We start from the raw sequence: 26,129 nt of genomic DNA, 5'->3' as shown, positions 1-26,129 counted from the left end.
CGGCAATGCCAGCAGCGCAGGGGAGCACGCATGTGCTCCCCGCTGCAGTCCGGTCACTCGATCGATTCGTCGTCGATGTCGCGTCCGTTGAATGCCTGCAGCGGCCGGCTGTTGTGCGGGTAGAGCGCACGCAGATCGGCAAGCTGCTCCTGCGAGAGGGACTGAGGTGTCAGTTCGATGTTCCACAGCACGTCTTCGGTACAGGGCGGTGTGGTCAACGAGCCGACATAGCGCAGGCCGGCCGGGTTGGCCGGCAGCAGTGCGGCCAGGTGCATGGGCTTGCGCAGTTCAACCTGGTCACCCGGCGAGGCCAGGTGCCGGGGCATCTGTGCGAAGAACGCGCCGAGCGTCGCGTTGGGCGCGCCAATGTCGAAGAACACCGCGACCACGGCGGTCTTGCCGCTGTCGCTGGCATGCACCAGGTGCAGCTCCATGGCATGGGCGCGGCCATCGACGAAGTGCTCGCTGGGCGTGTGCACGTGGAACTGCAGCAGCCTGTAGCGCTCGCCGTCGATGGTCACGCCACCCTGCGGCTTCGGCAGCGGTGTTGCCTGCAGGGTATGGCCATTGTTCAACACCGAAAAGTGCATCGCCGGATAGTCCACGTGCAGCGCGTGCGGATGTCCGTGGCCGGCCCTGCCCGGCAACAGGTTGATCGGCGACTGCAGGTCGCCGGCACATGCCGGGGCCAGATCCGCCCAATCATCGGGCGTGGTGATCTTTTCGTAGCCCCAGTGAGGGGCGCGGTCATCGGCGCTGGCATGCAGCGACAGGCAGCCGGTGGCAAGCAGCAGCCAGGCCATGCAACGGGAAGGGAAACGGGACATGGGCATGGGTACGTTGGGGGAGGTGGTGGATGCATCCCTCCGGGTGGGCAGGGCGGGCTGAAGAGAACCGTGCTGGCGTGGCCGGTTTTCGCGACGGCCACCACCCGGGGGAATGCATGAGGAAATGGTCCTCCCGCTGGCGCCGCCTGTTCCATCGGACGCATCCGATTCTGCCGTGGCTGCGCTGGGGCACGGCGGCCCTGCTGGCCCTGCTGCTGGTGCTGGACCAGGTCTTTCCGCCACCGCTGCCGAAGCAGCGGGATACCAGCACGCTGGTGGTGGCCGCCGATGGCAGCCCACTGCGCGCGTTTGCCGATGCCGAGGGCGTGTGGCGATACCCGGCCGCGGTGGACAGCGTTTCGCCGTTGTACCTGCAGGCCCTGCTGACCTACGAGGATCGCTGGTTCTGGCGGCATCCGGGGGTCAACCCGCTGGCCATCCTGCGCGCCGGCGGCCAGCTGCTGCGCGGCGGGCGCATCGTGTCGGGCGGATCGACGCTGACCATGCAGGTCGCACGCATCCTCGATCCGCATTCGCGGACCCCGTGGGGCAAGCTGAAGCAGATGCTGCGCGCGGTCCAGCTGGAAGTGCATCTGTCCAAGCAGGAGATCCTGGCCCTGTACCTGGAACGTGCGCCGTACGGTGGCACCATCGAAGGCGTGGAAGCGGCCAGCTGGGCCTATCTGGGCAAGCCGGCCGCGCAGCTCTCGCATGCCGAGGCGGCCCTGCTGGCGGTGCTGCCGCAGGCGCCCAGCCGGCTGCGCCCGGACCGCCATCCCGAGGCTGCGCAGAAGGCGCGCGACAAGGTGCTTGCGCGGATGGCCGAGCGCGGGGTGTGGACCCCGGACGAGATCGAGGATGCGCGCATCGAGACGGTGGTCGCGCGCTCGTTGCGGCCACCGCTGCATGCGGCTTTGCTGGCCCAGCGCCTGCACGCCGCGCACCCGGGCCAGGCGCGGATCGAAAGCAGCATCGACATCGGCCTGCAGCGCACCCTGGAAGAGCGCGTGGCCAGCTATTTCTCGACGTTGCCCGAGCGCACGTCGGCGGCGCTGCTGGTGGTCGACAACCAGACCCTGCAGGCGCGCGCCTATGTCGGCACGCTGGCCTTCGGCGACCGCCAGCGCCTGGGCCATGTGGACATGGTGCAGGCCTGGCGTTCGCCCGGTTCGACGCTCAAGCCGTTCCTGTACGCGATGGCGCTGGATGACGGCCTGATCCATTCGGAAAGCCTGCTGGTGGACGCGCCACAGAGTTTCGGCAGCTACCGGCCGGGAAACTTCGACGAAGCGTTCAACGGCCCGGTCAGCGCGGCCAGTGCGCTGCGCCTGTCGTTGAACGTGCCGTCGGTGGACCTGCTGCAGCGGGTCGGTGCCGCACGCTTCGCCGCACGGCTGGCGCATGCCGGCATCCAGCTGCGCTTTCCCGCAGGCAGCTCGCCCAACCTGTCGCTGATCCTGGGCGGCACCGGTGCGCGCCTGGAGGACCTGGTCGGTGCGTTCGCAGCGCTCAACCGCCACGGAATCGCCGGGCGCGTGCGCTACACCGCTGACGATCCACTGATCGAGCGCCGCCTGGCCTCGCCCGGGGCAACCTGGATCGTGCGCGAGATGCTGGAGTCCAACCCCCGCCCGGGCTACGGCGTGGGCACCTTCGATGTCGGCGGGCGGCCACGCGTGGCCTGGAAGACCGGGACCAGCTACGGCTACCGCGATGCCTGGGCGATCGGCAGCACGCGCCACTACACGGTGGGCGTGTGGGTGGGACGCCCCGATGGCACGCCGTTGCCGGGCCAGTACGGTGCGGTCACGGCCCTGCCGCTGATGTTCGAGGTGATCGACAGCCTGCCGCGCCAGCGCGGTGATTCGGCTGCCGCACCGATGCCGACCAGCGTCAGCCAGGCCGACATCTGCTGGCCGACCGGTGAGCGTGCCGACGGCCTGGCGCCGCCGTTGTGCCAGCGGCGCCTGCCGGCCTGGCTGCTGGATGGCGCGGCACCGCCGACCTTCCCCGAACGCGAAGCACGGCGCTGGCAGCCGGGGCGGCAGCGCTACCGCGCCGACGCGGCCAGCGGTCTGCGCCTGTCGGCCGACTGCAGCGCGGCGCACGACGAGGTGGAGCGGGAAATCGCGCGCTGGCCGGCGCTGCTGTCGCCGTGGCTGCCCAAGGCGACCCGCGACGCATCGCAGCTGCCCGCGCTGTCACCCGACTGCCGCGATGACGGACGCGAGACCAGCGTGGCGCTGCACATCGATGGCCTGAACGAAGGGGCGGCGCTTGCCCGTGCGCCCAACGCCGGCCATGGCGTGCGCCTGCAGCTGCGTGCGCTCGGCAGCGAGCAGGCCGTGGACTGGCTGCTGGATGGCCGCTGGATCGCACAGACGCGTGGCGCGCAGCTGATGCAGCGCGAGTTTGCCGATCCCGGTGCGCATACCCTGACCGCGCTGGCCGCCGATGGCGCATGGACGCAGGTGCGGTTCACCGTCCTGCGGTAGCGCCATGCCCCTGTAGCGTCGAGCCATGCTCGCCTGCGTCTCCCGAGTCGAGCATGGCTCGACTCTGCAGGGAGCGTTGCCAGGCTATTCCCCGATCCACCCATCCAGCAGGTCGGCGAACTCGTCGGCGTGCTCTTCTTCCTGGGCCAGGATCTCTTCGAGGATGCGTTTGGTGGTGGTGTCGCGGTCACCGATGAAGGTGATCATTTCACGGTAGCTGTCGATCGCGATGCGCTCGGCCACCAGATTTTCCCGGACCATGTCACGCAGATCGCTGCCCTCCTTGTACTCGGCGTGCGAGCGGGCAGTCAGCGTGTCCGGGTTGAGGTCCGGTTCGCCACCCAGCTGGACGATGCGCTCGGCCAGCTTGCCGGCGTGCGCCTGTTCCTGCTGTGCGTGCTCGAGGAACTCGGCCTTGACCGCGTCGGCCAGCATCCCCTTGGCCATGAAGTAGTGCCGGTAGTAGCGCAGCACGCACACATACTCGGTGGCCAGTGCATCGTTGAGCAGCCTGATCACCGCCTGGCGGTCGGCACTGTAGCTGCTGGTGATCGCACCGTCCTCGAGGTTGCGCCGGGCACGCTCGCGCAGGGTCTTGCGGTCACTGATGCCGGTAAGCGGGGCGGCGGGCTTGCTGGCGTTGGCTGGCTTGTTGGACATGGCTGGCCGTTTCCTGTTGTGGTGGGGGAAGCATCAGCTGGGCAGGTGCGCCAGCACGTAGTCGGCCGAAGACACTTCGAACTGGCCGGGCTGTTCGACCCAGGCTGCGCGCACCACGCCATCGACCACGTAGAGGGCGAAGCGGCGCGAGCGGATGCCCATGCCCGATGCGCTGGCATCGAGCTCCAGGCCGAGCGCGCGGGTCAGTTCGGCGTTGCCGTCGGACAGCATCAGCAGCCCGTCGGGCACGTGCTGGTCGGCGGCCCAGGCCTTCATCACGAACGGATCGTTGACCGCCATGCAGTAGACGTCGATGCCGCGCTTGCGGAAGTCATCGAACGCTTCGACGTAGCCCGGCAGGTGGCGTGCCGAGCAGGTGGGGGTGAACGCGCCGGGCACGGCGAACAGGACCACCTTGCGTGCATCGAACAGGGCGTGGGTATCGAGTGTTTCGATGCCCTCGCGGATGCGCTTGAGGGTCACTTCCGGAATGCGGTCGCCGACATGGATGGTCATGGGAACTCCTTGCTGGGGCAGGCTAGTGGGCCGGATGGGACGGAGGCGTCAAGACATTGGAAACCCCGCGTGCAGACCCCATCCTGTGCGCAGACGGCGGCGGCTTCCAGTCCCAGCCTGACGCAGGGGGATGGCAGCCGCATTGCGCAGGATCAGTCGGGCTCACCGTGGCCGCACGGCCGGCGGCGTAGCATCGCCGGCGCGTAGAATGAACCCGGGGCGGCGCCACCGGCGCGGCCGAAGCGAATCGAGGTAGCTGGATGGAATTCAAGGATTACTACGCCACCCTGGGGGTGGAACCGAGTGCGGGCGAGGCGGAAATCAAGACCGCCTACCGCCGGCTGGCGCGCAAGTACCACCCGGACGTCAGCAAGGAGGCCGGGGCCGAGGACAAGTTCAAGGCCGTCAACGAGGCCTACGAAGCGCTGCGCGATCCGGAAAAGCGCGCGGCCTATGACCAGCTGCGTGCGCAGGGCTATCGCCCCGGCGAAGAGTTCAACGTGCCGCCGAACTACGGCGGCGGTGGCTTCAATTTCGAGGAAGTGTTCGGTGGAGGCGGCGCCAACGGCGGCTTCAGCGACTTCTTCGAAAGCCTGTTCGCGCGCCAGCGCGGCGGCCAGGGCGCCGGCCCGGGGCCCGGCTTCAGCAGCCACGGGCATGCGCCCAACCGCGATACCCGGGCAAAGCTGTCGGTACCGCTGGAAGCGGCCTACAAGGGCGACAGCCTGCGCATCACCGTCAACGGCAAGCAGCTGGATGTGCGCGTGCCCAAGGGCATCCGTCCCGGCCAGGTGATCCGCCTGGCGGGGCAGGGCAACCACGGCGGCAACCTGCTGCTGGAAGTCGAGTATGCGGCCCACCCGCAGTTCGAGGTCGATGGCCGCAACATCCTCTACACCCTGCCGGTCACCCCGTGGCAGGCGGCGTTGGGCACCAGCATCAGCGTGCCGACGCTGGGCGGCGCGGTGGAGCTGAAGATTCCGGCCGATTCCGATGCCGGACGCAAGCTGCGTCTGCGCGGTCGCGGCCTGCCCGGCAGCCCCGACGGTGACCAGATCGTCGAACTGGAGATCGTGGCCCCGGCAGCGACCGACGAGGCGCAGAAGAAGGCCTACCGCAACCTGGCCAAGGCCTTCGGCGAGACGATCTGACCGGCCGGAGGCGCGCCGTCGGCGAGTCGGTCTGAAGGTAGCGCCGGGCCATGCCCGGCGGCTTTGACATGTAGAGTCGAGCCATGCTCGACTGCCGCGAGCAAAAGCAGTCGAGCATGGCTCGACTCTACAAAAACGGGCTCAGCCCTGGCCGGCGAACACCCGTTCCAGCACCTCGGACAGTTCGTCTTCCGAGAACGGCTTGGTGATGTATGCCTTGGCGCCCTGGCGCATGCCCCACATACGGTCGGTGTCCTGGTCCTTGGTGGTCACCAGGATCACCGGGATGTGGCGGGTGGCTTCATCGCGGGCCAGGGTGCGGGTGGCCTGGAAACCGTTGAGGTTGGGCATCACCACGTCCATCAGGACCAGGTCGGGCAGCTCGGCCTTGGCGGTTTCGACCCCGGCCGCGCCATCGGTGGCGGTCAGGATCTGGTGCCCGAGCTTCTCGACGATGCGCTGTATCCCCAACAGCTGCGACGGTGAGTCGTCGACAATCAGAATGCGTGCCATGTTGTTCCCCATGTGATGCCGGCAGTGTAGTGCCGGCACCGGGCCGACGGGAGAGCCGCGGCTGCCGTCCGTCGCCTGCCTGCTACGTTCAGTCGATCCGCACCACGGTGCGCCCCAGCGAGCCACCGGCCAGCATGCGTTCGAACACCGCAGGCAGGCCGTCCAGACCCACCTCGTCGGTGCAGATGCGATCCAGGTGGCGCGGTTTCCAGTCGCTGCCCAAGCGCGCCCAGACCTCTTCGCGCAGGGCGCGCGGTGCATTGGCCGAGGACACGCCCAGCAGGGACACGCCACGCAGGATGAAGGGCATCACCGTCATGTCCAGCGCCGGGCTGGCGGCCAGGCCGGCACTGACCACGCTGCCGTAAGGGACCGTCTGTGCCAGCAGGCTGGCCAGCATCGGGCCGCCGGCATTGTCCAGGCCACCGCCGAAGCGCGCCGACTGCAGTGGCCCGGTATCGCCCAGTGCCTCGCGCGGCAGGACCTCGGCCGCGCCGATGCTGCGCAGGAACCCGGCCTGCTCCGGCTTGCCGCTGATCGCGTGGACCTCATGGCCGGCGCGGCTGAAGATGTCCACTGCCAGGGCGCCGACGCCGCCGCTGGCGCCGGTCACCGCCAGCGGGCCGTGCGCGGGGCGCTGGCGGTTGTCCTGCAGGCGCAGCAGGGCCAGTGCCGCGGTGAAGCCGGCAGTTCCCAGCACCATCGCTTCGCGCGGGTCCAGGCCCGCTGGCTGGGCGATGACCGCGCTCGATTCCAGCCGCACATACTGGCTGTAGCCGCCATCACGGGTCTCGCTCAGCCCGCAGCCGGTGGCCAGCACGGCATCGCCCTCGCGCCAGGCCGGATCGGTGGACGCGACCACGGTGCCGGCCACATCGATCCCGCCCACCAGCGGAAAGCGGCGCAGGATCCGGCCCTTGCCGGTGCCGGCCAGCGCGTCCTTGTAGTTCACCGAGGACCAGTGGGCGCGGATCAGCACCTGGCCGGGGGAGAGGTCATCGACGCTGAGCCGGGCCAGGCCGCTGCGGTAGCCGGCGTCGTCGTTTTCGATGCGGAAGGCGGTGAACGGGGTGGTGGGGGCCATCGGCGTTGCCTGACTTCGAGGAAAACGCCACCTTACCCCGCCAGGCCCCTTTCAATCCTGCCGGTCCGCCCCATCTTGTATGATCGGTAATGGTTTCACGGCTGGCGTTGCGGGAAGGGCCCGCGTCGCAGCCCACATCTTGATGGAGCGTGCATGGCCTGGAATACACCCGGCGGCAACAAGGGCGGACAAGGCCCCGAGGACAATCGACGCGGGCCGTTCGGGTCGCGCGGCGGTGGCAATGGGGGCGGCTGGGGCGGGTTGCCCGGACCGCTGAAGGACCTGTTCGATGGCGGCATCCTGCGCTGGGTGGCTGCGGCGGTGGTGTTGCTGGTGCTGTTCTCCAGCTTCCAGCTGATCGGCGAACAGCAGCGTGGCGTGGTGCTGCGTTTCGGCCAGTTCTCCCGCGTGCTGACCCCTGGCCCGAACTTCAAGCTGCCGTGGCCGATCGAATCGGTCACCAAGGTCAACGCCACCGAGATCAAGACCTTCTCGATCCAGGTGCCGGTGCTGACCCGCGATGAGAACATCGTCAACGTCTCGCTGAACGTCCAGTACCGCATCGACGACCCGCAGCAGTACCTGTTCGGCACGGTCGATGCCAACCAGGTGCTGGAGCAGTCGGCGCAGAGCGCGGTGCGCGAGGAAGTCGGCCGTGCCGATCTCAACGCCGTGCTGAACAACCGTGGCCCGCTGGCCGTGGCCGCCGAGGAGCGCCTGCAGGCGCTGCTGCGCGCGTTCAAGACCGGCCTGACCGTGACCGGCCTGACCCTGCAGGACGCGCGTCCGCCGGAAGAAGTGAAGCCGGCCTTCGACGAGGTCAACGGCGCCCAGCAGGTCAAGGAACGCCTGATCAACGAAGCCCAGGCCTATGCCGCCAAGGTCGTGCCCGAAGCGCGTGGCCAGGCCTCGCGTGCGCGCACCACCGCCGAAGGCTACAAGCAGGCCGTGGTCTCCAAGGCCGAGGGTGACGCACAGCGCTTCAGCCTGTTGCAGGCCCAGTACAAGGACGCCCCGGACGTCACCCGCAAGCGCCTGTGGCTGGAAACCGTGCAGCAGGTGCTGAGCGAGAACCGCAAGGTGATCGGTGGCGATGGCCGCCAGCTGATCTACGTGCCGATGACCGGCGACACCCGTGCCGGCACCTCGGCCCCGGCGTCGGTGCCGAATCCGGATGTGGTGTTGCCGTCGCTGCCGGGTACCTCGGCAGTGGAACCTTCCCGTGATCCGGGCCGGCCGGTGGGCCGCCCGACCGGGCGTCCGAGCGGCCGTGAGGAGGGCAGCCGATGAGAAACTCGATGTGGATCGCCATTGTGGTGGCGGTGCTGCTGGGCCTGCTGGGTTCGGTGTACGTGGTCCGCGAGGACCAGACCGCCATGGTGCTGAACCTGGGCAAGGTGGTGCGTTCGGACATCAAGCCGGGCCTGCACTTCAAGCTGCCGGTGGTGGAGACGGTGCGGGTGTTCGACCGCCGTTTCCAGGTGCTGGACACCGCGCCGGCCCGCTACTTCACCGCCGAGCAGAAGGACGTCAGCGTCGACTTCTTCGCCGTCGGCTACATCTCCAACGTGGGTGACTACTTCCGTGCCACCGGTGGTGACCCGCGCGTGGCCAACGCACGCCTGCAGCCGATCATCACCGATTCGCTGCGCAACCAGATCAACTCGCGCACCCTGCAGCAGCTGGTGTCCGGCGACCGCAGCGAGCTGATCGCCGCGCAGCTGAAGGACATCAACGAAGCGGTGGCTGGGCTGGGCATGCAGATGATCGACCTGCGCATCAAGCAGGTCGACCTGCCCACCGACAGCCAGGTGATCAACGACGTGTATGAGCGCATGCGCGCCCAGCGCAAGCAGGAAGCGGCCAAGCTGCGCGCCGAAGGCGAGGAGCAGTCGCTGACCATCCGCGCCCAGGCCGACCGTGACAGCACCGTGCTGATCGCCGAAGCCGAGCGCGATGCGCAGCGCCTGCGTGGTGAAGGCGATGCCGATGCGGCCCGCATCTACGGCAGGGCCGGCTCGGCTGACCCGTCGTTCTACGCCTTCTACCGCAGCCTCGAGGCCTACCGTGGCTCGATGACCGACGGCAACGGCGTGATCGTGCTGGACAAGAACGACCCGTTCCTGCAGTACCTGAAGAACGATCGCTGAGGTTTCACGGCACTACCCTGCGGGGCCCGGTCACCACCGGGCCCCGTGTTTTTTTGCGGAGTTGTTCCCCCATGAAAGATCTGTTCGCTGCCATCTGCCTGGTCGCGGTGCTGGAAGGCCTGGTGCTGTTCGTGGCCCCGGTCGCCTGGAAGCGCATGGCCGAGCGCCTGCTGGACCTGCCCGGTCCGGCCCTGCGCAGCTTCGGCGGGCTGGTCCTGCTGGCCGGCCTGAGCCTGCTGTGGTGGGTGCGCCACTAGAGGCTCCGGCACGGCCGGCCCTACCGGGGAGGCGCCTGACCGGCCGGTGAAGCCGTCCGTCGGAAAGGTGGCACCGGACCCCGGAAACCCGGATAATGCACAAAAGCCGGACGGGCCTCCCCGTTCGGCTTTTTCCGTGTCTGGGCCTTCCATCGCCGGCTGCTCCCCGTCTGGAGCCGCCACCCAAGCGCTGGCCAGCCCCGCTGCGGTTTACCCGTCCGCGGCCCCGATGGCCGCAACAAATAGAGGAACCCGTCATGGGTCAGTCTGTCGTAGTGCTTGGTGCCCAGTGGGGCGATGAAGGCAAGGGCAAGATCGTCGATCTGCTCACTGAGGAAATCGGCGCCGTCGTGCGCTTCCAGGGCGGCCACAATGCCGGCCACACCCTGGTCATCAACGGCAAGAAGACCGTGCTGCACCTGATCCCGTCGGGCATCCTGCGCGACGATGCGCTGTGCCTGATCGGCAACGGCGTGGTGATCTCGCCGGCCGCGCTGCAGAAGGAAATCGCCGAGCTGGAAGCCTCCGGCGTGGAAGTGCGTTCGCGCCTGAAGATCTCGCCGGCCGCGCCGCTGATCATGCCGTACCACATCGCCCTGGACCAGGCGCGCGAGCGCGCTGCCGGTGGCAAGGCGATCGGCACCACCGGCCGTGGCATCGGCCCGGCCTACGAAGACAAGGTCGCACGTCGCGGCATCCGCATCGCCGACCTGCATTACCCCAAGCAGCTGGAAGAACTGCTGCGCACCGCGCTGGATTACCACAACTTCGTGCTGACCAAGTATCTGAACACCGATGCGGTCGATTTCCAGAAGACCTTCGACGAAGCGCTGGCCTTCGGCGAGTACGTGCAGCCGATGAAGTCCGACGTGGCCGGCATCCTGCACGACCTGCGCAAGCAGGGTAAGCGCGTGCTGTTCGAAGGCGCGCAGGGCGCGCTGCTGGACATCGACCACGGCACCTACCCGTACGTCACCAGCTCCAACACCACCGTCGGTGGTGCGCTGGCCGGTTCCGGCGTCGGCGCTGATTCGATCGACTACGTGCTGGGCATCGCCAAGGCCTACGCCACCCGCGTCGGCGGCGGCCCGTTCCCGACCGAACTGGACGACGAAATCGGCCAGGGCATCCGTGACCGCGGCGCCGAGTACGGTGCCTCGACCGGCCGCCCGCGTCGTTGCGGCTGGATGGACATCGTTGCGCTGAAGCGCGCCGTGGCCATCAACGGCATCAGCGGCCTGTGCATCACCAAGCTGGACGTGCTGGACGGCATGGAAAAGCTGAAGGTCTGCATCGCTTACGAATACAACGGCAAGCGCACCGAGTACGCGCCGCTGGACGCGCAGGGCTGGGAAGACTGCACCCCGGTGTACCTGGAGTTCCCGGGCTGGAGCGAGAACACCCACGGCATCACCCAGTGGGACGAGCTGCCGCCGGCCGCACGCGCCTACCTGCGTTCGCTGGAAGAGCTGGCGGGCTGCCCGATCAGCATCGTCTCCACCGGCCCGGACCGCGACCACACCATGGTCCTGCAGGATCCGTTCGCCTGAGTGCGTGACTGGTAGCGCCGGGCCATGCCCGGCGTCCGCTGGAAGAAGGAGCCCCGCGAACGCGGGGCTTTTTCGTTTTCGTTACTGTCTCGGCATAGCCGGCAGGGAAGCGCGGTGATTGATCAGGATGTCGGCGTGAAGGGCGAAACGGTGCTGAGGATCATCCTGTGGGTGTTGTTACGTCGATACATTGCCGCGCGGCCGCTCATGGCTTCAACTGGCCGTGCTGGTCGTGGATCCGGGGTTGGCGGGCTGGCCGGCCACGGTGGAGCCGCAGCCGCCGCTTGACCCGCTGAAACTGGCAGGCTGGATTACCTACTGCCGTGACCGTTCCTCCTCTGGAAGATGGCGGCTATTCCAGCTGATTCCAGAGGTTGCGTTGACTGTCTTTAGTTTGGAGTTGCGGCGCTGGTGGCGCCGCAACTCCTGTGTTCAATCATGACAAATGCCAATATTGGAGGCTCTCGGATCAAGCGGAGTGGGTCGGGCGGATTCATCTGCCTACCTGGAGCCGAAATGAGTCAAAGCCCTATCTCGGTTCTATTCGTAGGTAATCGATGGATCCCAACGGCTACTGTCGCAGAAGTGATTCGTTCTGGCTCCGACCATGAAAAATATGCCATCGCCGGGAATGACGTTCCGAATGATGTTCAGGGACTTCCCGACCGTGTCTCCGTTGTCGATGGCTGCAGAATATATCTGCTCGCCATTATGTACGACCGATGCATTGACTCCATCTCCGCAGGTGATGTCTGCATCGCGCAATGTGCCTTCGATTCTCACGGTTCCTGCCTTGGGAGCAACCCATTTCAGTACAGGGATTTCCACTGCGGCGGGGTGCATGCTGTCCCGCCAGATGCGTGGCCAGTCCGTGTTGCTTCCCCAGTATGAGTCGATCCACGACAGGTCGAATATGCCTGCTTCACTTCCCCTTTGGTACCACCAATATGGCCCCTGCGATGATGTGAAATCGGTCGATTGTCGAAACGTGTCTGTCGATACGCCAAGGTTTACTTTCCAACGGTAGATGCCGAAGTTCCGAGGCACAACGCCGGGATCCTTAAGGCAGTACACGTATATGTACTGGCCGGAGACGGCATTGGTTCGCCCTCCCGCATCTGCAATGGAACAGTACTGGTAGCCGCTGACCGGGTGAGAGTTGGATGCGACTTCGTCGGCAATGCTGAGCGAGGGGTTCCAGTTGATTGCATCATGCGATTCGTAGAGATCAACGTTGGTATTTCGGCCTCCCCAGGTCATGAACGTCAGCGCCATGTAGTACTTCCCGCTGTGCGTGCTATAGGTTGCTTGCGAGTGCGTGATGCCCCAAGGGGCAATCCTGCTTGAGTTGCCGCCCAGTCCAGGTTCTGAGAATGCACCTGCAAAGTACTTTTTCCACAGCTGTGCGCCTGCGCTGCCCTGTCGTGCCTGGGCAATGACGTCGGCAATTGGTGCGCGTGCGATGGCTATGCCTGATGTATCGGTGAAGTAGACATAGATATAGCCATCGCGCGTGACGTATGGGAGGCCCTGGATGTTGTGTGGTTGGGGCTCGCCATAGGCGCTGAGTATTCGCCCTAGATAGGTCCAGCTTTCTCCGCCATTACTCGACCAGGCGAGTCCTATTCTGGTCCTTCCCTCCTGGTTTCCTGCGACACCGCCGGATCCACCTACGCGCTCTTCATGTACGAACGCAAGCACTTCTCCCTGTTCGTTCGCTTGATAGGTGTTCACAAACCACACGTCGATAGTGTCGCTGGTAGTGAATGCCGTGAATGCAGTGCCAGGACCACTAACGCAAAAGTTGTTCGCTCCTCTGTTGCAGCTGTTTTTCGACCATTTCAAGGAAGCATAGGGGGTGTCCAGCGAGCCTTGATGAAGAGAATGTTTGATTCCCCCAGCTTGGTGGTTCCATTCAGACTTTAACCATAACCGCTGACCATTGACAGTGAATGTGGACATGGGTGCGTCCATCTGAGTTCCCGTCAGTGGCCCACTCGTCATACTCGAAAAGTCTGCGACGATGATGGGGGAAGATGACTTGGCGCTCGTCTGGATCTGCGCATGGGCACCCAGCGGAGCCATCAATAGGGTAAGAACAAGCCAGAAGTTCGAGAGGCGCTCTAATCCTTGTCGGCAAGCATGCGAATCCATGAATTCCATCTCCATAATGCTGTTTATCCAGCCGCGCGAACATGCCACACTTCTCTTCGTGCTGCACTACAGTTCGTGGCAAGCTTGGCTGTGCATGCGGGCCCCACTCTCTGGCGGTGCAGTGCACATGCATAGGTCAGTCCCAGAGGCGCCGATGACTTCGTGTCTTGGCTCTCTAGCTGTTGGGTCGCTACCGTGTTGCAATACGCCGCACCACGTGCTGCCGGGCGCGAAGCCACTTCGCAGCAGCAGAGTGCTTGATTCCGCACAACTTTAGACGGAATGTGAGAGAAGACTTTCGGGGCAAGATGCGGAGCTAGTCTCCACTCACTCGATGCAATAACGGATAGGGATTGATCGACTCGCCCTTCCACCACTGTTTTTCCGGCCCCAGCACATGCACCTCGAAATGCAGGTGCGGCGCGTCGGCGCTGGCGTTGCCGGTGCTGCCGACGTAGCCGATCACATCCCCGCGCCTGATCACCTGCTTTTCGGCCAGGCCATCGGCATAGCGCTGCAGGTGCGCGTAGTAGTAGCACCAGCGCCCGCTGGGCTCGAACTGGTAGATCGTCAGGCCGCCCCGTTCGCTGTCGAACAGCTTTTCCACCGTGCCATCGGCCACTGCCAGCACCGGCGTGCCGGCGTCGGCCATGATGTCGATGGCATCGTGCACGCGGCCTTCGCTGCGTGCGTCGGTAAAGGTATCGCGCAGCTGCGATGGCGCGATGCCCTGCACCGGCAGCAGCAGCCCCGCCGGTGCGTCGGCGGAGGCCGCCGCGTCTGTGCGCGCGGGTGAGGGCATCGTTGGTGGCGCGGTCGCCTGGGTGGGCGCGACGGCAACGGTGGCGGTGGTCGCAGCAGGAACCGCGGGACGCTCCCGCACCCGTTCCCGCTGCAGCCACCAGCCGCCGGTCACGCCCAGCACCAGACCCAGCACGATCAGTTGGGCAAGGCGCATCGATCTACTCCTGCATCACCACGGACACCGTCGTGTCCACGGCCGCTGCGATCCGCAGCGCATCCCAGTTGGTCATGCGCACGCAGCCGTGCGACTCGGTCTTGCCCACGTGCCCGGGCTCCGGCGTGCCATGCAGGCCGTAGTGCGGCTTGGACAGGTCGATCCACACCTGCCCGACCGGATTGTTGGGGCCGGGGGGAATGGTCGCCTTGCGGTCCCCCTTCTTTGCGTCCCAGAACAGCTTGGGGTTGTAGTGGAAGGGCGGGTCGCGGAACACGCCGAGGATCTTCCACTCACCGATCGGCAGCGGGTCATGCTCGCTGCCCGACGATACCGGCACCTGTGCGATCACCTTGCCCTGCGCGTCCAGCAGCTGCAGGCTGGAGTCGGACTTGTCGACCACCACCTTGGCCGCCTTCGGCAGCGCCGCCGGAGCGATGTTCGGCACCTGGATGCGGCTGCCCGCCTTGCCCAGATCGACGCCGGGGTTGAGCGCCGCCAGCAGCTCCGGCGCGGCATGGAAGCGCTCGCCCAGCGCCTCGGCCACGCTGGCATAGCCCAGGGCTTTCATCTTTGCCTGCGCTGCCGGCTTCTTCGGAATGGCAACGAACGGACCGGCCACGTCCTCCGCGGTCAGCGTGTAGCTGGCCAGCGGGCCGACCGTGCCGGCCTGCAGGGCCTGCCAGGTCGCATCGTCCAGTTCACCGGTGACCGTGAGTCCATGCGCGGCCTGGAAACCGGAGACCGCGCGGCGCTGGTTGCTGCCGACTTCGCCGTCGATCTGGCCGGGCGAGAAGTTGGCCCGGTCCAGCAGCACCTGGGCGTGCAGGGCCGAGCGTGGTGCGGTGTCCGGGCCGGCTTTTTCCGCAATGGGCGCGGGCAGGGCGGGCGCCGGCGCCTGCGCGAAGGCCGGCGATGTCAGCAGTGAGAGGGCAAGCAGGGCGGGACAGCGTACAGTCATGGGCATCTCCGACATTCACGGAACTACCATGCCTGTGCGCGATGCAGGCATGCCGTGAAAACAATCTGATGCCGAGATGAGCAATGCATGCGTGACCCGTCGCTTCAAAAGCCCGGCACGAACATGCGAGGCAACAAGGGCAGGCGCCGGACCCGAATCTGCCGCCGCCTGCCCATGGCCTCAATCCACAGTGACTGTAATGTCGATGCGGTTGTTGTCCTCTCGCGATTCGCTGACGGTGTTCTGATCGTCAATCAGCAGCTGGATGGTGTGCACCCCAACGGTCGGACGCCAGACGTCGTTGTACGTTCTTATAGTGATGTTGGTGCCTGGTGGCAGGGTATAGTTTTGGAGGCCGCCCCATACACACCCCTCGGTGAAGCACTGGCCGTTCTTCAGGGCCATCAGCCCAATCCAGGGAGCACTGGCAGCGACCGAGCCAACATTTTCGATGGTGGCAGAGAAGGATGTTGCATCGCCGGCTTTCGGGCGCACCGGCTGTGATTGGGCGCTGATAACACGAAGGTCAGGTTTGTCTGCCACCTGGATGACTCGGGCCAGCTGATTATTGCCCTCGTTCGACTCCTGGATCAGCCCTTGGTCGTCAACAATGGAAGTAATCTCCTGCTGACCGCCTACAGCTGGCCAGACGGGGCCTGAGGGAGGCAGCCACACAGATTCACCTGGCGCCAGACCCATGGTCAGACCACCCCACGGGCAGCCGCTGGGTGGGCAGACACCATTCACCAGATAAACGGTACCGAGCCAACCAGCAGGCGCAGGCATTGATCCACGGTTGGTTACCGCCGTGCGGAACGTCACGGCGTCGCCCGGCTTGAAGCTGGCTGGAATGGTTTCGAGCAGGTACGGCTGCAGATCGGGCAGGTCACCCACCATGATTTCCCGGGTCAATTCATTGTTGTGTTCATCCAGTTCCTTGATACGGTCGGCGTCGTCAGCGAACGCGGTCACCGCATGCAGACCTGCAGAAGGTGTCCAATGAGGGCCTTGGCTGAGATCTATGATGGCTTGCTGTCCTGGGGCCAGACTCGTGGTCAGAATTCCCCATTGACATCCTCCATCAAAGCACCGGCCTTCCTCATGGACAAGAACGCTGTGGTGATTCATGGGTGACGGTGCATTTCCAGCATTCCTGATGGTTACCCGGAAACGAACCGGCTCCCCCGCCCGGAACTGGCTCGGAACGGTTTCGATGCGGGTGACCTGCAAGTCCGGCTGGTGTGTGAGGTCATCAATGACGGAGTTGAAGATGACAGGGCAGTTCTGCCCATCGAACTGATAGTCCGGTCGCGCCCCAGGCCAGAATGCAAAGTAGGCGCTACCCAGATTTCGAGGGCGGTCCTCTCCATACACGGCCTGCAAAGCAGCTTCGAGCTTCACCCGGAAACTGGAGCGAAGTCCCGGGTCACTGCAAGTGTTGTAATTGAAGGCAGGAAGGACGGGAACCATCCCACCTCCCAACAATCCATGTCGCTTCCACTTCTGGTACTGGGCGATCTGTTCGTTCAGGTTGTTCTGATACTGATCAACGAACACAACATCCTGCGCATATGGGCTCATCGCGTATTGAATCTGGGCATCGGTCAGCGATCCCATCAGATTGGCGATGATCACCGGGCGAGCAGTTGCATCGGGATCGGCCTGCCGGATTCTCTCGTACACCAGTTCCTGGAAGCGCTTGCAGATACCAAGATTCTTCGATGGCTGTGGCAAAGCAGGTTCGTCGAAGGTGTAGTAGCCAACCACAATGTCTGCGTTCTGCAGCGCGAGTGCAGCAAATGCATCTAGGTCCTGCTGAAGCCAGTTCGGCAAGCGTTCGTTTCCAGGAGAACAGGCATTGCCTGGATCCACATACCAGGCGTCGTACACGGGGCCGTTAAGCTGGAGCAGTACTTTGAATCTGGACAGCAACGGATCCTGCCTCAACGCCTGAAGGCGGGAGCTGAGTTCAGCTGTATTCCATCCGCTCACAGGAATCACGTTTGCACCGGCATTGTGCAGTTGGGTCAGCTGGGAGCGAACTGCGGGGTCGGTATTGCCTATGATGTTGGAGGCATAGAGGAACTTGAAGTTGCTTCCGGTGTAGGCGTCCTGGGCGTGTGCGGATTGCACGCCTGCCATGCCGGCAAGCAGGATCGGAAGGGCACGGAGATACTGCCTCATGGTCATCCTTGTTTGGGGCGTGATTGGCCGTGGCCTGGCGTTCTGCAGATCAGCGGCGCCCTAGCATAACGACATCGCGTGGATCAGACCCCTGCCGAGGGGCTGCGCATTGACCCGTGGCCATCCGAGCCAACGTGAACCGCGCCCGAAGCATTCAGCATGTGCGGATCAAGATCCAGCTTCGAAACGCCGATAAGGGCGCATCCCCCCGTTTTGGATACCCCCATGAATTACTTGAGGAACGTCAGGGTTGCCTGGCGTCTTGGGCTGGGCTTTGGCCTGTTGCTGCTGCTGGTCGCGGCGGTCGTCGCTACCGGTGCCACCGCCACCACCGTGCAGAAGCGCGCGATGCAGCAGGTGGTCGAGGTCAGCGTGGCCAAGGTACGGCTGCTGTCGGAAATGCTCGATGCCAACAACCAGATGATGGTGGTGCGCCGCGAGATGCTGATCCGCCAGGGCGACGCACGCGCGGCCGACGAGCAGCGCATCGCCGATCTGGTCAAGCGCTACGAGGCCAGCTGGGCCGCCTATCAGGCACTGCCGGGCGACGCCGAGGGCAAGGTGATCGGCGACACCATCGCCGCCAAGCGCGCGATCGCGCGCCCGCTCAACAAGCAGACCAGCGAACGGATGGAGCAGGGCGATTATCCCGGCGCCGTGGCGCTGACCCTCGGCCCGGTGCAGGAGGCCGCCAACGGCTGGAACAAGGCGCTGGCCGACGGCGTGGCCTATGAAGAAAAGGAAAGCCGCGAGGCCGCCGCCGAGGCGATCCGCCTGGGTGAGCGCAGCCTGTTGCAGCTGCTGGTACTGGGGGGTGTGGCGCTGCTGGTCGGCATCGCCGCCTCGGTACTGATCGGCCGCAGCATGACCGCGCCGCTGGCGCGTGCGGTGCAGCTGGCCGAGCGCCTGTCCAAGGGCGAGCTGGACCAGGAGTTCCGCCTCGGCGGCCGTGATGAACTGACCCAGCTGGGCGAGGCGATGGCCAGCGTGCGCCAGAGCGTGCAGGCCGCGATCGGTGCGCAGCTGCAGATGGCCGAGCAGCATGAAGCCGGTGCGATCCGTTACCGGATGGACGCCAGCGCGTTCCCCGGCGATTTCGGCCGCATGGTGCAGGCCACCAATCACCTGGTCGAGTCGCACGTGCAGGTGCAGCTGCTGATGGCCGAGGTCATGCAGCGCTATGCCATCGGTGATCTGAGCCGCGATCTGCCCGAGTACCCAGGCGAGAAGGGCACGCTGACCCGCACCCTGGCCGCGGTGAAGCAGAGCCTGATGGCGATCAACGCCCAGATCGATGCACTGGCGCAGGCCGCCCGCGCCGGTGATTTCAGCATGCGTGGCGATGCATCGGCCTTCCAGTACCAGTTCCAGGCCATGGTCAACCACCTCAACGGCATGATGGCCAGCTCGCAGGCCAGCATCGCCGATGTCTCCGACGTGCTGCGTGCGATCTCCCACGGCAACCTCACTGCGCGCATGGACGGCGAGTACGAAGGCGTGTTCGCGCGCATGCGCGACGATGCCAACACCACCACCGCACAGCTGACCGGCATCGTGCGTGGCATCCAGGTGGCCGCCGACAGCATCAACAACGCGGCGCAGGAACTGGCCGCCGGCAACAACGATCTGTCGCGCCGCACCGAACAGCAGGCCGCCAATCTGGAAGAGGCCGCCGCATCGATGGAAGAGCTGACCTCGACCGTGCGCCAGAATGCCGAACTGGCGCGCCAGGCCGACAGCGAAGCGCACGCTGCCGGTGCTGCGGTGCGCGAGACCGAACAGGCCATGGCCCAGATGGCCACGGTGATGGGCGAGATCGATCAGTCGTCGGCGCGCATCTCGGAAATCTCCACGGTGATCGACGGCATCGCCTTCCAGACCAACATCCTGGCGCTCAATGCGGCGGTGGAAGCCGCACGTGCCGGTGAGCAGGGACGCGGCTTCGCCGTGGTCGCCAGCGAAGTGCGCACGCTGGCGCAGCGCGCCGGTGTTGCCGCCAAGGAGATCAAGGAGCTGATCGAGGATGCCGCCGCCAAGGTCCAGAGCGGCCTGGCGGTGACCGTCGAATCGGAAGCAGCCATTGCCCGCGTCGCCCAGGCCAGTGCGCGCACCACCCAGCTGATGAGTGACATCGCCGCGGCCAGCAAGGAACAGGCGGCCGGCATCGAGCAGGTCAACCAGGTGGTGGTGCAGATGGACCAGGTGACCCAGCAGAACGCCGCACTGGTGGAAGAGGCAACAGCCGCCAGCCGCGCGCTGGAAGAGCAGGCGCATGCCCTGACCACCTCGGTGTCGGTGTTCCAGCTGGAGCAGGATGTGCGCAAGCCTGCGGTGTCTGCGCGCGCGGCGTAAGCACTGCGTAGTTGGATGCTGGATGACGCCCTGCATGCGATGACCCGCATGCAGGGCGTCGATGCACGCAAAGGTTGAGTGCCGCTAGCGCCCGCGCGCCGATCGTTCGATCAACCAACCGGCTGCGTACAGCAACAGCAGTGTTGGCGGAACCAACACCGCATACGCGGTCGACCAGGGCTTGCCGTACAACAGGCTGCCTGCGCCGATGGCATCAAGCGCGGCGGACTGCAGCGTGATGGGGAGCGCCATCAGAATGTAGGTACCCTTGGGGTCCGCGTCCGTCTGCGCGCCGTGGACCAGCCATGCGGTCAGCAGCAGGTAGGCCATGCAGAGTGCAATGCCGGTCCAGCTCAGCAGTCGTCGCGCCTTCATCTGCAGGCCTCCTGTCAATGGACGTGGAAGTGGGCCTGCAGGGGCAGGCTCACATTCCGCAACAGATCCCTGACCACCACCTGCGCGGTCCACGTGCCCTTCGGGTCACCGGCCTCGGCGACGAACTTCAGGTGCAGGTTGGTCATGTACAGCAGAGTTGGTGGGCCCGGCAGGCGAGCGGTGAAACAGGGAACATCGCGTTCCTCCGCACTGCTGCTACCGTCCGGGCGAAGCATGCGCACGTCACAGTGCACCTTGGCTGCGCCATCCTCGCCCAGTTGCGGGTTGGACAGGAACGTCAGCACGAACAACTCTCCGCCCAGCTGCACGTCGCTGGCCTCGGTGAAGCTCGGCGTGGTGTCCGCGGGGGTTTCCCACTTGGCCTGCCAATCGGCATCGGAGGTGAGCAGCAGTGACGCCGCAAACCCATCCCGGGATTTCATGGCATCGGTCTGCGGCACTGCCTTGCCGTCGTGATCGATCCAACCGCCATCGGCAAGGGCGGGCAGCGGCAACGTCAAGGCCATCATGGCCAGTGCGGATGTCCATCGCATCATTGTTTCTCCTTGGCAGCCGCGTCCTGCGGCGGGGGCGCAAGTATCGCTGATCCGACATGCCCCCCATAGCGGGGGAGCATGCCGGTTTCAGGACAGCCTCAGCGCGGCGCGGCGCTGGCCTGCGGCGGGCAACGGCGCGGGTTGCAGCGTTGCTTGCCGCTGCCATCGTTGTTGCCGAGCGTATTGGTACCAGACGCGCCACCGGCTGCGCCATAGCCCACACGCAGGCCGATGCTGCTGGCACGGCTCGAACCACGGGTCTGCTCGTGGCCCAGCAGCAGCGACATGAACCAACCACGCTGCAGGCGCACATCCATGCCGGCCGCGATCGACAGCGCATGGTCGTTGTAGCTCTGCATGCGCAGCTGGTAATCCTGCGCACGCGGGCCCACCACGTAGTTCATGTAGGCATCCCCCTTGTCATCCAGTGCCTGGCGGTACTCGATGCTCCAGAACGGACGCACGCGCGCCTCCGGGTCGGTGGGCAGGTACGCGCCCTCCAGGCCCAGCGCGACGGCGCTGTTGCGTACCACCTGCTCGCGATAGACCAGGTCGTACAGGCCAGCGCCACGCTCGTGGTAGCTGTCCAGCGTGCTGCGGCTGGCTTCGACCCGACCGTAGCCGGCCAGCGAGATCCCTGCAGTGCGGTGCTCGTAGCCGACAGACAGCGAACCGAACCACTGGTCACCCTCACGCTTGCCCTGTGCAAAGGCATCCGCGTCCGCACTCCAGCGGCGCGTATCGAAGTCCAGCGTGCCGGTCGCGAGCACGCCATCGACGAACACGTGATCGCCACCGCGCCACAGACCGTAGGCGGCCAGCGAGCGCTGATCGGATCTGACCCGTGCATCGCTGTCGTCCATGTCACTGGTATTGCGGCCGATGCTGGCGGCGAGGCCGAACAGCAACTGGTCGCCGAACGCACGATCCACGCCCACACTGAGGCCATCGGTGCGGAAGTCGTAGCTGCTGCGGCCTGCAACGGCACCGTAGCTGGCAGTACCGGAGGCCCACATGCCCCAACCAGCAGGCAGCGTCGGCAGCGCATCGCCGCCCAGGCGCGACATCGGCACCGACACGCTGGGTAGATCGTTGCCGCCGCTGTAGCTCAGCGACACCTGGTTGCTGGAGGTATTGCTGCCGCCGCGGACCTGACGCAGGCGATCGCGGATGTTGGCCTGCTGCGCACTGGCGAAGCGCACACTGGCATCGACCTGGGCCTGCAGGCCAGCGATCACGCCGGGGTCGCGGCTCGGATCGGGACGCTGGCTGACGACAAGGCGCAGCTGCGCGGTGCCCACCGCAAAGCCACCGGCGGCGGCCTGGGTGACGGTCAGGATCGTTACGCCCTCGCCGGCAACGGTGACGGTCCGGCCCTGCACGGTGGCGACCGAGGTATTGCTGCTGCTGTAGCTGAAGGTGCCGCGGCTCGGGCTCTGCGGGTCGGCCAGGTCGAACGCGGCCTCACCGAACACCTTGTGCAGTTCCTGCGGCCACTGCAGCACCGGTACGGCGGCGGTGATGTCCACGTCCAGCGTGACCTGGGCCGCGGCCTGGTACTGCGCGTTGCCGGCCTGGTCGGCGGTCAGGCTGCAACGGCCGGCCGCCAGCATGACCACCGCGCTGCCTTCGACACGGCATATCGCAGGGGTGGTGGTGGCAAAGAGCACCGGACTGCCGGAGGCGCCACCGCTGGCTGAGACGGTGAAGCGCCCATCGATGCTGTAGACCGGGGCGGTGGGATTGGCCACGAACGCGGTGATCTGCTGGACCGCCTCGATCACGTCCAGGGTGAACGCCTGGCTCGCGGTGAAGCCGTTGCCATCGGTGACGGTCACCGTGAACGCGTAGCTGCCTGCACCGGTGGGCGTGCCGGAGAAGGTGCCATCGCTGCCCAGGCTGAGGCCGGAAGGCAGGGCGCCCGCGCTGACCTGGAAGCTGTAGGGTGCGACACCTCCGGAAACCTGCAGCCGCTGGGTGTAGGCGACGGCTGTGGAGGACTGCGGGAGCGTGGACAGCGCAAACCCGATCTGCGGCGCGCTGACCTGCAGCGTGTAGGCCGTATCAACATGGAACGGGCCGCTGCCCGTGCTGCTGTCGGTAGCGCGGACGCTGAAGGTATACGTGCCAGCGGCGGTCGGTGTGCCTGCCAGCACCCCCGCGGCGCTGAGCGTCATGCCGCTCGGCAGGGAGCCGCCCTGCACCTGGTAGCCGTAGGGCGCGGCGCCACCGCTGGTAACCAGCGCCTGGGTGTAGGCGGTGCCGGCCGTGGCGGCGGTCAACGACGCCGGCGAGGTGGCCAGGGTCGGCGCGGAAACGGTGAGTGACACCACCGCCGTGGCCGAGGTCATGTTGCCGTCGCTGGCCTGGAAGCTGAAGCTGTCGGTGCCCGCGTAGCCGGGCGTGGGGGTGTAGGTGACGGTGGTGCCAACAACGGACGTCGCGCCATGGGTGGGGGCGCTGACGATGCTGACCGTACTGGCCACGCCGCTGATCGCCAACGGCACCACGCTGCCTGCGCCGTAAGGCACGGTCGCACTGGACGGACTGGCGACGATCGCATCGGCCGCGACGGCCGCGTTGGACGCGGGCGAGGGCGCGCTGGTGCCGCTGCTGTTGGTGGCCGTCACCGTGAAGGTATAGGTCTGGCCGACCGTGAGCCCACTGACGGTGATCGGGCTGCCCGCGCCCAGGGCGGTGATGCCGCCAGGAATGGACGTCACGCTGTAGCTGGTGATCGCAGCGCCACCGCTGCTGAGCGGAGCGCTGAACGCTACCTTGATTTCACCGGTGCCCGAGGGCGTGGCGATGGCGCCGGTGGGTGCGCCCGGTACCACCGGATTGACCGTGAAGGACTGGCTGACCGGGTTCGCCGCCAGATAGCTGCTGTTGCCGCTCTGGTCCGCGCGGACGGTGCAGGTACCGGCAGTGGCGAAGGCCAGGACGCCGCCGCTGGTGATCGTGCACACGCCGGGAGTGGCCGAGGTGAACGACACCGGCAGGCCCGATGTCGAGGTGGCGGTCAGCGTGGGCATGGTGCCGTAGTTCTGCGCGCCCGGGTTGGCGAAGGTGATGGTCTGCGGCGAGGCCGGGATGACGGCGTTGGAAGCGGCTGATCCGTTGCCGGTGCCAACGTTGTTGGTGGCGGCGACGGAGAACGTGTAGTTCACGCCATTGGTCAGGCCGGTCACGGTGATCGGCGAGCCAGCACCGATGCCGGTATTGCCGCCCGGGTTTGCGGTCACCGTGTAGCTGGTGATGGGGGCGCCGCCGTTGCTGGCCGGCGCGGTGAAGGTGACGGTGGCCTGTGCATCGCCTGCGGTGGCGGTGCCGATCGTCGGCGCCGTGGGCGTGATCGCGTTGACGGTGAAGCTCTGCATGACATCCGCCGCTGCGGCGATGGCGCCGTTGCCGGCCTGTCCGGCGGTGATGCTGCAGGTACCGGCAGAAATGAAGGCCACGGTGCCGCCACTGGTAATCGTGCACACAGCGGTGGTGCTGGAGGTGAACGTCACTGCCAGGCCGGCGCTGCTGCTGGCGGTCAACGTCGGCGTCGTGCCGAAAATCTGGGTGCCGGGATTGGCGAAGGTGATGCTCTGTGCAGCCTTCGGTGTAACGGCATTGGATGCACTGGATGCCACGCCGGTGCCGATGGCATTGGTGGCGGTGACGGTGAAGGTATAGGCCGTACCGTTGTCCAGTCCGGTGACGAGCAGCGGCGAGCCGGCGCCGCCCACGGTCATGCCGCCCGGCGACGCCGTCACGGTGTAGCCGGTGATGATCGAGCCGCCGTTGTCGGGCGGTGCAGTGAACGGCACCGATGCCTGGCCGTCGAAGGCGGTTGCAATGCCTATGATTGGGGCGCCGGGTGCCGTGGGGATGGCCACGGTATGGGTGCTGCCCGCAGTGAACGCTGCGGCCGCGTTGCCGGCGGTGTCGACGACGTTGGTACCGCTGTTGAGGTTCAATCGAAGCGTGCCGTTGCCGGTGATGCCGGTGACGGTCACGGCGTAGGTTGTTCCGCTGCCGGACACCGCGCCGACGCTGCCGGCCGCGCTGCCGGTGCCGACGACAGTGAAGTCGTCGGTGGACACATTGCTCACCGGTTCGCTGAACACCGCATCGAAGGTCATGCTGGTGGCGGTAGCCGGCGGTGAACCGCTGGGTGCGATGCTGGCAACGGCCGGAGCGAGATCGTCGATGACGGTGAGGTTGAAGATCTTCTCCACGCTTGCGCCGGCACTGTCGGTGCTGCGCAGACGGATGCTCACGCCACCTGCCGCAAGCGTGCGCGCATCGTTGGCGCGGAGCGTGTTTCCGCTGATGTTGAAGGACGCATTGCCGCCGTCCCCGGCGCCGCTCGCCAGGGCGTAGGTGAAGGTGTCACCGGCATCGGCATCGGTGGTGCTGAGCGTACCGATCACGGCATTCACCCCCGCGCTCTGGCCGACACTGGGATTGCTCAGCGTCATGTCCGCAGGCGCGGTGTTGGCGGCCTCGACGAGCAGGTTGTTGATCGAGTGCCAGCTGCTGTTGATGTTGGTGCCGCCACTGAGCGTGCGGATCCGCACTTCATCCACATTGCCGAAGATGCCCGCTGGCAGTGACACGGTGAGCGGAATGCTCAGGCCCGGAGGAATCGAGAAGTTGCGGCTGCCGACCACGGCGCCGCCGCGGTAGCCTTCAACGGTATACGTCGTGTCCAGCGTTTCGCCCCAGTTGTAGTACTTGAACGAGGCTATCGAGAAACGCCGGCCGTTCGCCGACCGGATTGCCAGGCCGAAACGGCCGGCATTGTCGACATGGGTCAGCCCGTTCCACGACGGGTCATCGCTCAAGAAAAAGGTGTTGTCCTGCCAGGTCATTCCAGCCGCAGGCGTGCCGGCTGCATTGCTGGTGTGGAATATCTGCAGGGTGATGCCTGGGATATCGGTCGACCCGCCCTGGCCGTCCTCTGCGAAGGTGGCGCCGATGCCGCCGGCGTTGCTGAAGATCAACTGGGTCGGTGCGGCCTGCACGCTGGACAGGATGCCGGCCAGCAGCAACAGCAGAAGCGCCGCCCGCAGCAGCGGCCGGATGAAGTTTGGTGCGGACATGCGATCCCCCTGATCAATCCACGAATGTCAGCCACCGCACTGCGCCTGCGCGCCTCTGCCGGTGGGCCCTTCCTTTCTTCCAGATTCCCGATGCCGGCCGGGTTGCCGGTCGACAGTCCCTTGCCGTGATGCAATTTCCGTGCCGTGGCACGTACTTTCCCAATCCCCTCGGCCGCCGCAGGCGACCTGTGTGGCGGCGATTCTAGCGGTTTCTGCGGGATTGCCAATGGGGGCTTCTGAACCACGCATCGCCGTGACGAGCGACGGTCGCGTACGGGAATACGGACGA

Annotated in this window: 19 protein-coding genes; 7 read left to right on the top strand and 12 right to left on the bottom strand. The window is 66.0% G+C overall.

Features of this window, described 5'->3' with window-relative positions:
* Positions 1–53: 53 nt before the first annotated feature.
* Positions 54–827 carry a carbonic anhydrase gene (locus tag Q5Z10_RS16220; protein ID WP_303636406.1) on the bottom strand — a complete coding sequence of 258 codons (774 nt, stop codon included), beginning with the start codon at positions 825–827 and terminating at the stop codon, positions 54–56.
* Positions 828–943: 116 nt separating this feature from the next.
* Here Q5Z10_RS16220 and pbpC point away from each other — a divergent pair, with 116 nt between their 5' ends.
* On the top strand, positions 944–3,322 hold the full coding sequence (gene pbpC / locus Q5Z10_RS16215) for a penicillin-binding protein 1C (protein ID WP_303636405.1): 2,379 nt from the start codon (positions 944–946) through the stop codon (positions 3,320–3,322).
* An 84-nt stretch (positions 3,323–3,406) separates the two neighbouring features.
* Here the strand turns inward: pbpC and Q5Z10_RS16210 are convergent, their stop codons facing one another.
* Complete coding sequence (locus Q5Z10_RS16210; RefSeq protein ID WP_303636404.1) at positions 3,407–3,982, bottom strand: ferritin-like domain-containing protein; 576 nt, start codon at positions 3,980–3,982, stop codon at positions 3,407–3,409.
* A 33-nt stretch (positions 3,983–4,015) separates the two neighbouring features.
* Complete coding sequence (locus Q5Z10_RS16205) at positions 4,016–4,498, bottom strand: peroxiredoxin (protein ID WP_303636403.1); 483 nt, start codon at positions 4,496–4,498, stop codon at positions 4,016–4,018.
* Positions 4,499–4,758: 260 nt separating this feature from the next.
* Between Q5Z10_RS16205 and Q5Z10_RS16200 the strand changes: the two genes are divergently transcribed.
* Complete coding sequence (locus Q5Z10_RS16200; RefSeq protein WP_303636402.1) at positions 4,759–5,649, top strand: DnaJ C-terminal domain-containing protein; 891 nt, start codon at positions 4,759–4,761, stop codon at positions 5,647–5,649.
* Between the two features lie 141 nt (positions 5,650–5,790).
* Here the strand turns inward: Q5Z10_RS16200 and pilH are convergent, their stop codons facing one another.
* Both pilH and Q5Z10_RS16190 read right to left on the bottom strand, forming a co-directional pair.
* Complete coding sequence (pilH, locus tag Q5Z10_RS16195) at positions 5,791–6,162, bottom strand: twitching motility response regulator PilH (protein WP_005410644.1); 372 nt, start codon at positions 6,160–6,162, stop codon at positions 5,791–5,793.
* An 88-nt stretch (positions 6,163–6,250) separates the two neighbouring features.
* On the bottom strand, positions 6,251–7,246 hold the full coding sequence (locus Q5Z10_RS16190) for a YhdH/YhfP family quinone oxidoreductase (RefSeq protein ID WP_303636401.1): 996 nt from the start codon (positions 7,244–7,246) through the stop codon (positions 6,251–6,253).
* Between the two features lie 153 nt (positions 7,247–7,399).
* On the opposite strand from Q5Z10_RS16190, the gene hflK reads away from it, so the two are divergent.
* The 4 genes from hflK to Q5Z10_RS16170 all read left to right on the top strand — a co-directional run bounded on the left by hflK (position 7,400) and on the right by Q5Z10_RS16170 (position 11,203).
* Positions 7,400–8,536, top strand: coding sequence for an FtsH protease activity modulator HflK (gene hflK / locus Q5Z10_RS16185; RefSeq protein ID WP_303636400.1), 1,137 nt, complete (start codon positions 7,400–7,402; stop codon positions 8,534–8,536).
* Entirely contained in the window at positions 8,533–9,396 is an 864-nt protein-coding gene (gene hflC / locus Q5Z10_RS16180) for a protease modulator HflC (RefSeq protein ID WP_303636399.1), read from the top strand. Before hflK ends, hflC begins: the two co-directional genes overlap by 4 nt.
* Positions 9,397–9,467: 71 nt before the next feature.
* On the top strand, positions 9,468–9,653 hold the full coding sequence (locus tag Q5Z10_RS16175) for a DUF2065 domain-containing protein (RefSeq protein ID WP_303636398.1): 186 nt from the start codon (positions 9,468–9,470) through the stop codon (positions 9,651–9,653).
* A 257-nt stretch (positions 9,654–9,910) separates the two neighbouring features.
* The gene (locus Q5Z10_RS16170) at positions 9,911–11,203 is read left to right on the top strand and encodes an adenylosuccinate synthase (protein WP_107231208.1); all 1,293 of its coding nucleotides are present in this window, start codon (positions 9,911–9,913) and stop codon (positions 11,201–11,203) included.
* 540 nt (positions 11,204–11,743) lie between these two features.
* Here Q5Z10_RS16170 and Q5Z10_RS16160 read toward each other — a convergent pair.
* The 4 genes from Q5Z10_RS16160 to Q5Z10_RS16145 form a co-directional block, all read right to left on the bottom strand.
* Complete coding sequence (locus Q5Z10_RS16160) at positions 11,744–13,357, bottom strand: hypothetical protein (protein ID WP_303636397.1); 1,614 nt, start codon at positions 13,355–13,357, stop codon at positions 11,744–11,746.
* Positions 13,358–13,673: 316 nt separating this feature from the next.
* Positions 13,674–14,315 carry a M23 family metallopeptidase gene (locus Q5Z10_RS16155; RefSeq protein ID WP_303636396.1) on the bottom strand — a complete coding sequence of 214 codons (642 nt, stop codon included), beginning with the start codon at positions 14,313–14,315 and terminating at the stop codon, positions 13,674–13,676.
* A 4-nt stretch (positions 14,316–14,319) separates the two neighbouring features.
* On the bottom strand, positions 14,320–15,276 hold the full coding sequence (locus tag Q5Z10_RS16150; RefSeq protein WP_303636395.1) for a L,D-transpeptidase family protein: 957 nt from the start codon (positions 15,274–15,276) through the stop codon (positions 14,320–14,322).
* 180 nt (positions 15,277–15,456) lie between these two features.
* A complete protein-coding gene (locus tag Q5Z10_RS16145; RefSeq protein WP_303636394.1) occupies positions 15,457–17,460 on the bottom strand; it encodes a CARDB domain-containing protein in 2,004 nt (667 codons plus the stop codon).
* Positions 17,461–17,685: 225 nt separating this feature from the next.
* Between Q5Z10_RS16145 and Q5Z10_RS16140 the strand changes: the two genes are divergently transcribed.
* Positions 17,686–19,812, top strand: a complete 2,127-nt coding sequence (locus tag Q5Z10_RS16140) for a methyl-accepting chemotaxis protein (protein WP_303636393.1) — start codon at positions 17,686–17,688, stop codon at positions 19,810–19,812.
* A gap of 84 nt (positions 19,813–19,896) precedes the next feature.
* Here Q5Z10_RS16140 and Q5Z10_RS16135 read toward each other — a convergent pair whose 3' ends face one another.
* From Q5Z10_RS16135 to Q5Z10_RS16125, 3 genes are all read right to left on the bottom strand, one after another.
* Positions 19,897–20,187 (bottom strand): hypothetical protein, encoded by a 291-nt coding sequence (locus Q5Z10_RS16135; protein WP_303636392.1) that lies wholly within the window; start codon positions 20,185–20,187, stop codon positions 19,897–19,899.
* A gap of 14 nt (positions 20,188–20,201) precedes the next feature.
* Entirely contained in the window at positions 20,202–20,741 is a 540-nt protein-coding gene (locus Q5Z10_RS16130) for a hypothetical protein (RefSeq protein WP_303636391.1), read from the bottom strand.
* Positions 20,742–20,842: 101 nt separating this feature from the next.
* Positions 20,843–25,840, bottom strand: a complete 4,998-nt coding sequence (locus tag Q5Z10_RS16125; protein WP_303636390.1) for an autotransporter domain-containing protein — start codon at positions 25,838–25,840, stop codon at positions 20,843–20,845.
* Between the last annotated feature and the right edge of the window lie 289 nt (positions 25,841–26,129).

The sequence above is a fragment of the Stenotrophomonas sp. 704A1 genome (assembly GCF_030549525.1).
GTDB classification, from domain to species: Bacteria; Pseudomonadota; Gammaproteobacteria; order Xanthomonadales; family Xanthomonadaceae; genus Stenotrophomonas; species Stenotrophomonas tuberculopleuritidis.
Note: the sequence above shows the minus strand (reverse complement) of the source record. Positions and strands in the feature narration are given on the sequence as shown.

Bases quoted from the DNA above. Each gene is read 5' to 3' on its own strand.
- Q5Z10_RS16220 (WP_303636406.1), bottom strand. From the start codon at position 827: ATGTCCCGTTTCCCTTCCCGTTGCATGGCCTGGCTGCTGCTTGCCACC.
- pbpC (WP_303636405.1), top strand. From the start codon at position 944: ATGAGGAAATGGTCCTCCCGCTGGCGCCGCCTGTTCCATCGGACGCAT.
- Q5Z10_RS16210 (WP_303636404.1), bottom strand. From the start codon at position 3,982: ATGTCCAACAAGCCAGCCAACGCCAGCAAGCCCGCCGCCCCGCTTACC.
- Q5Z10_RS16205 (WP_303636403.1), bottom strand. From the start codon at position 4,498: ATGACCATCCATGTCGGCGACCGCATTCCGGAAGTGACCCTCAAGCGC.
- Q5Z10_RS16200 (WP_303636402.1), top strand. From the start codon at position 4,759: ATGGAATTCAAGGATTACTACGCCACCCTGGGGGTGGAACCGAGTGCG.
- pilH (WP_005410644.1), bottom strand. From the start codon at position 6,162: ATGGCACGCATTCTGATTGTCGACGACTCACCGTCGCAGCTGTTGGGG.
- Q5Z10_RS16190 (WP_303636401.1), bottom strand. From the start codon at position 7,246: ATGGCCCCCACCACCCCGTTCACCGCCTTCCGCATCGAAAACGACGAC.
- hflK (WP_303636400.1), top strand. From the start codon at position 7,400: ATGGCCTGGAATACACCCGGCGGCAACAAGGGCGGACAAGGCCCCGAG.
- hflC (WP_303636399.1), top strand. From the start codon at position 8,533: ATGAGAAACTCGATGTGGATCGCCATTGTGGTGGCGGTGCTGCTGGGC.
- Q5Z10_RS16175 (WP_303636398.1), top strand. From the start codon at position 9,468: ATGAAAGATCTGTTCGCTGCCATCTGCCTGGTCGCGGTGCTGGAAGGC.
- Q5Z10_RS16170 (WP_107231208.1), top strand. From the start codon at position 9,911: ATGGGTCAGTCTGTCGTAGTGCTTGGTGCCCAGTGGGGCGATGAAGGC.
- Q5Z10_RS16160 (WP_303636397.1), bottom strand. From the start codon at position 13,357: ATGGATTCGCATGCTTGCCGACAAGGATTAGAGCGCCTCTCGAACTTC.
- Q5Z10_RS16155 (WP_303636396.1), bottom strand. From the start codon at position 14,315: ATGCGCCTTGCCCAACTGATCGTGCTGGGTCTGGTGCTGGGCGTGACC.
- Q5Z10_RS16150 (WP_303636395.1), bottom strand. From the start codon at position 15,276: ATGACTGTACGCTGTCCCGCCCTGCTTGCCCTCTCACTGCTGACATCG.
- Q5Z10_RS16145 (WP_303636394.1), bottom strand. From the start codon at position 17,460: ATGAGGCAGTATCTCCGTGCCCTTCCGATCCTGCTTGCCGGCATGGCA.
- Q5Z10_RS16140 (WP_303636393.1), top strand. From the start codon at position 17,686: ATGAATTACTTGAGGAACGTCAGGGTTGCCTGGCGTCTTGGGCTGGGC.
- Q5Z10_RS16135 (WP_303636392.1), bottom strand. From the start codon at position 20,187: ATGAAGGCGCGACGACTGCTGAGCTGGACCGGCATTGCACTCTGCATG.
- Q5Z10_RS16130 (WP_303636391.1), bottom strand. From the start codon at position 20,741: ATGCGATGGACATCCGCACTGGCCATGATGGCCTTGACGTTGCCGCTG.
- Q5Z10_RS16125 (WP_303636390.1), bottom strand. From the start codon at position 25,840: ATGTCCGCACCAAACTTCATCCGGCCGCTGCTGCGGGCGGCGCTTCTG.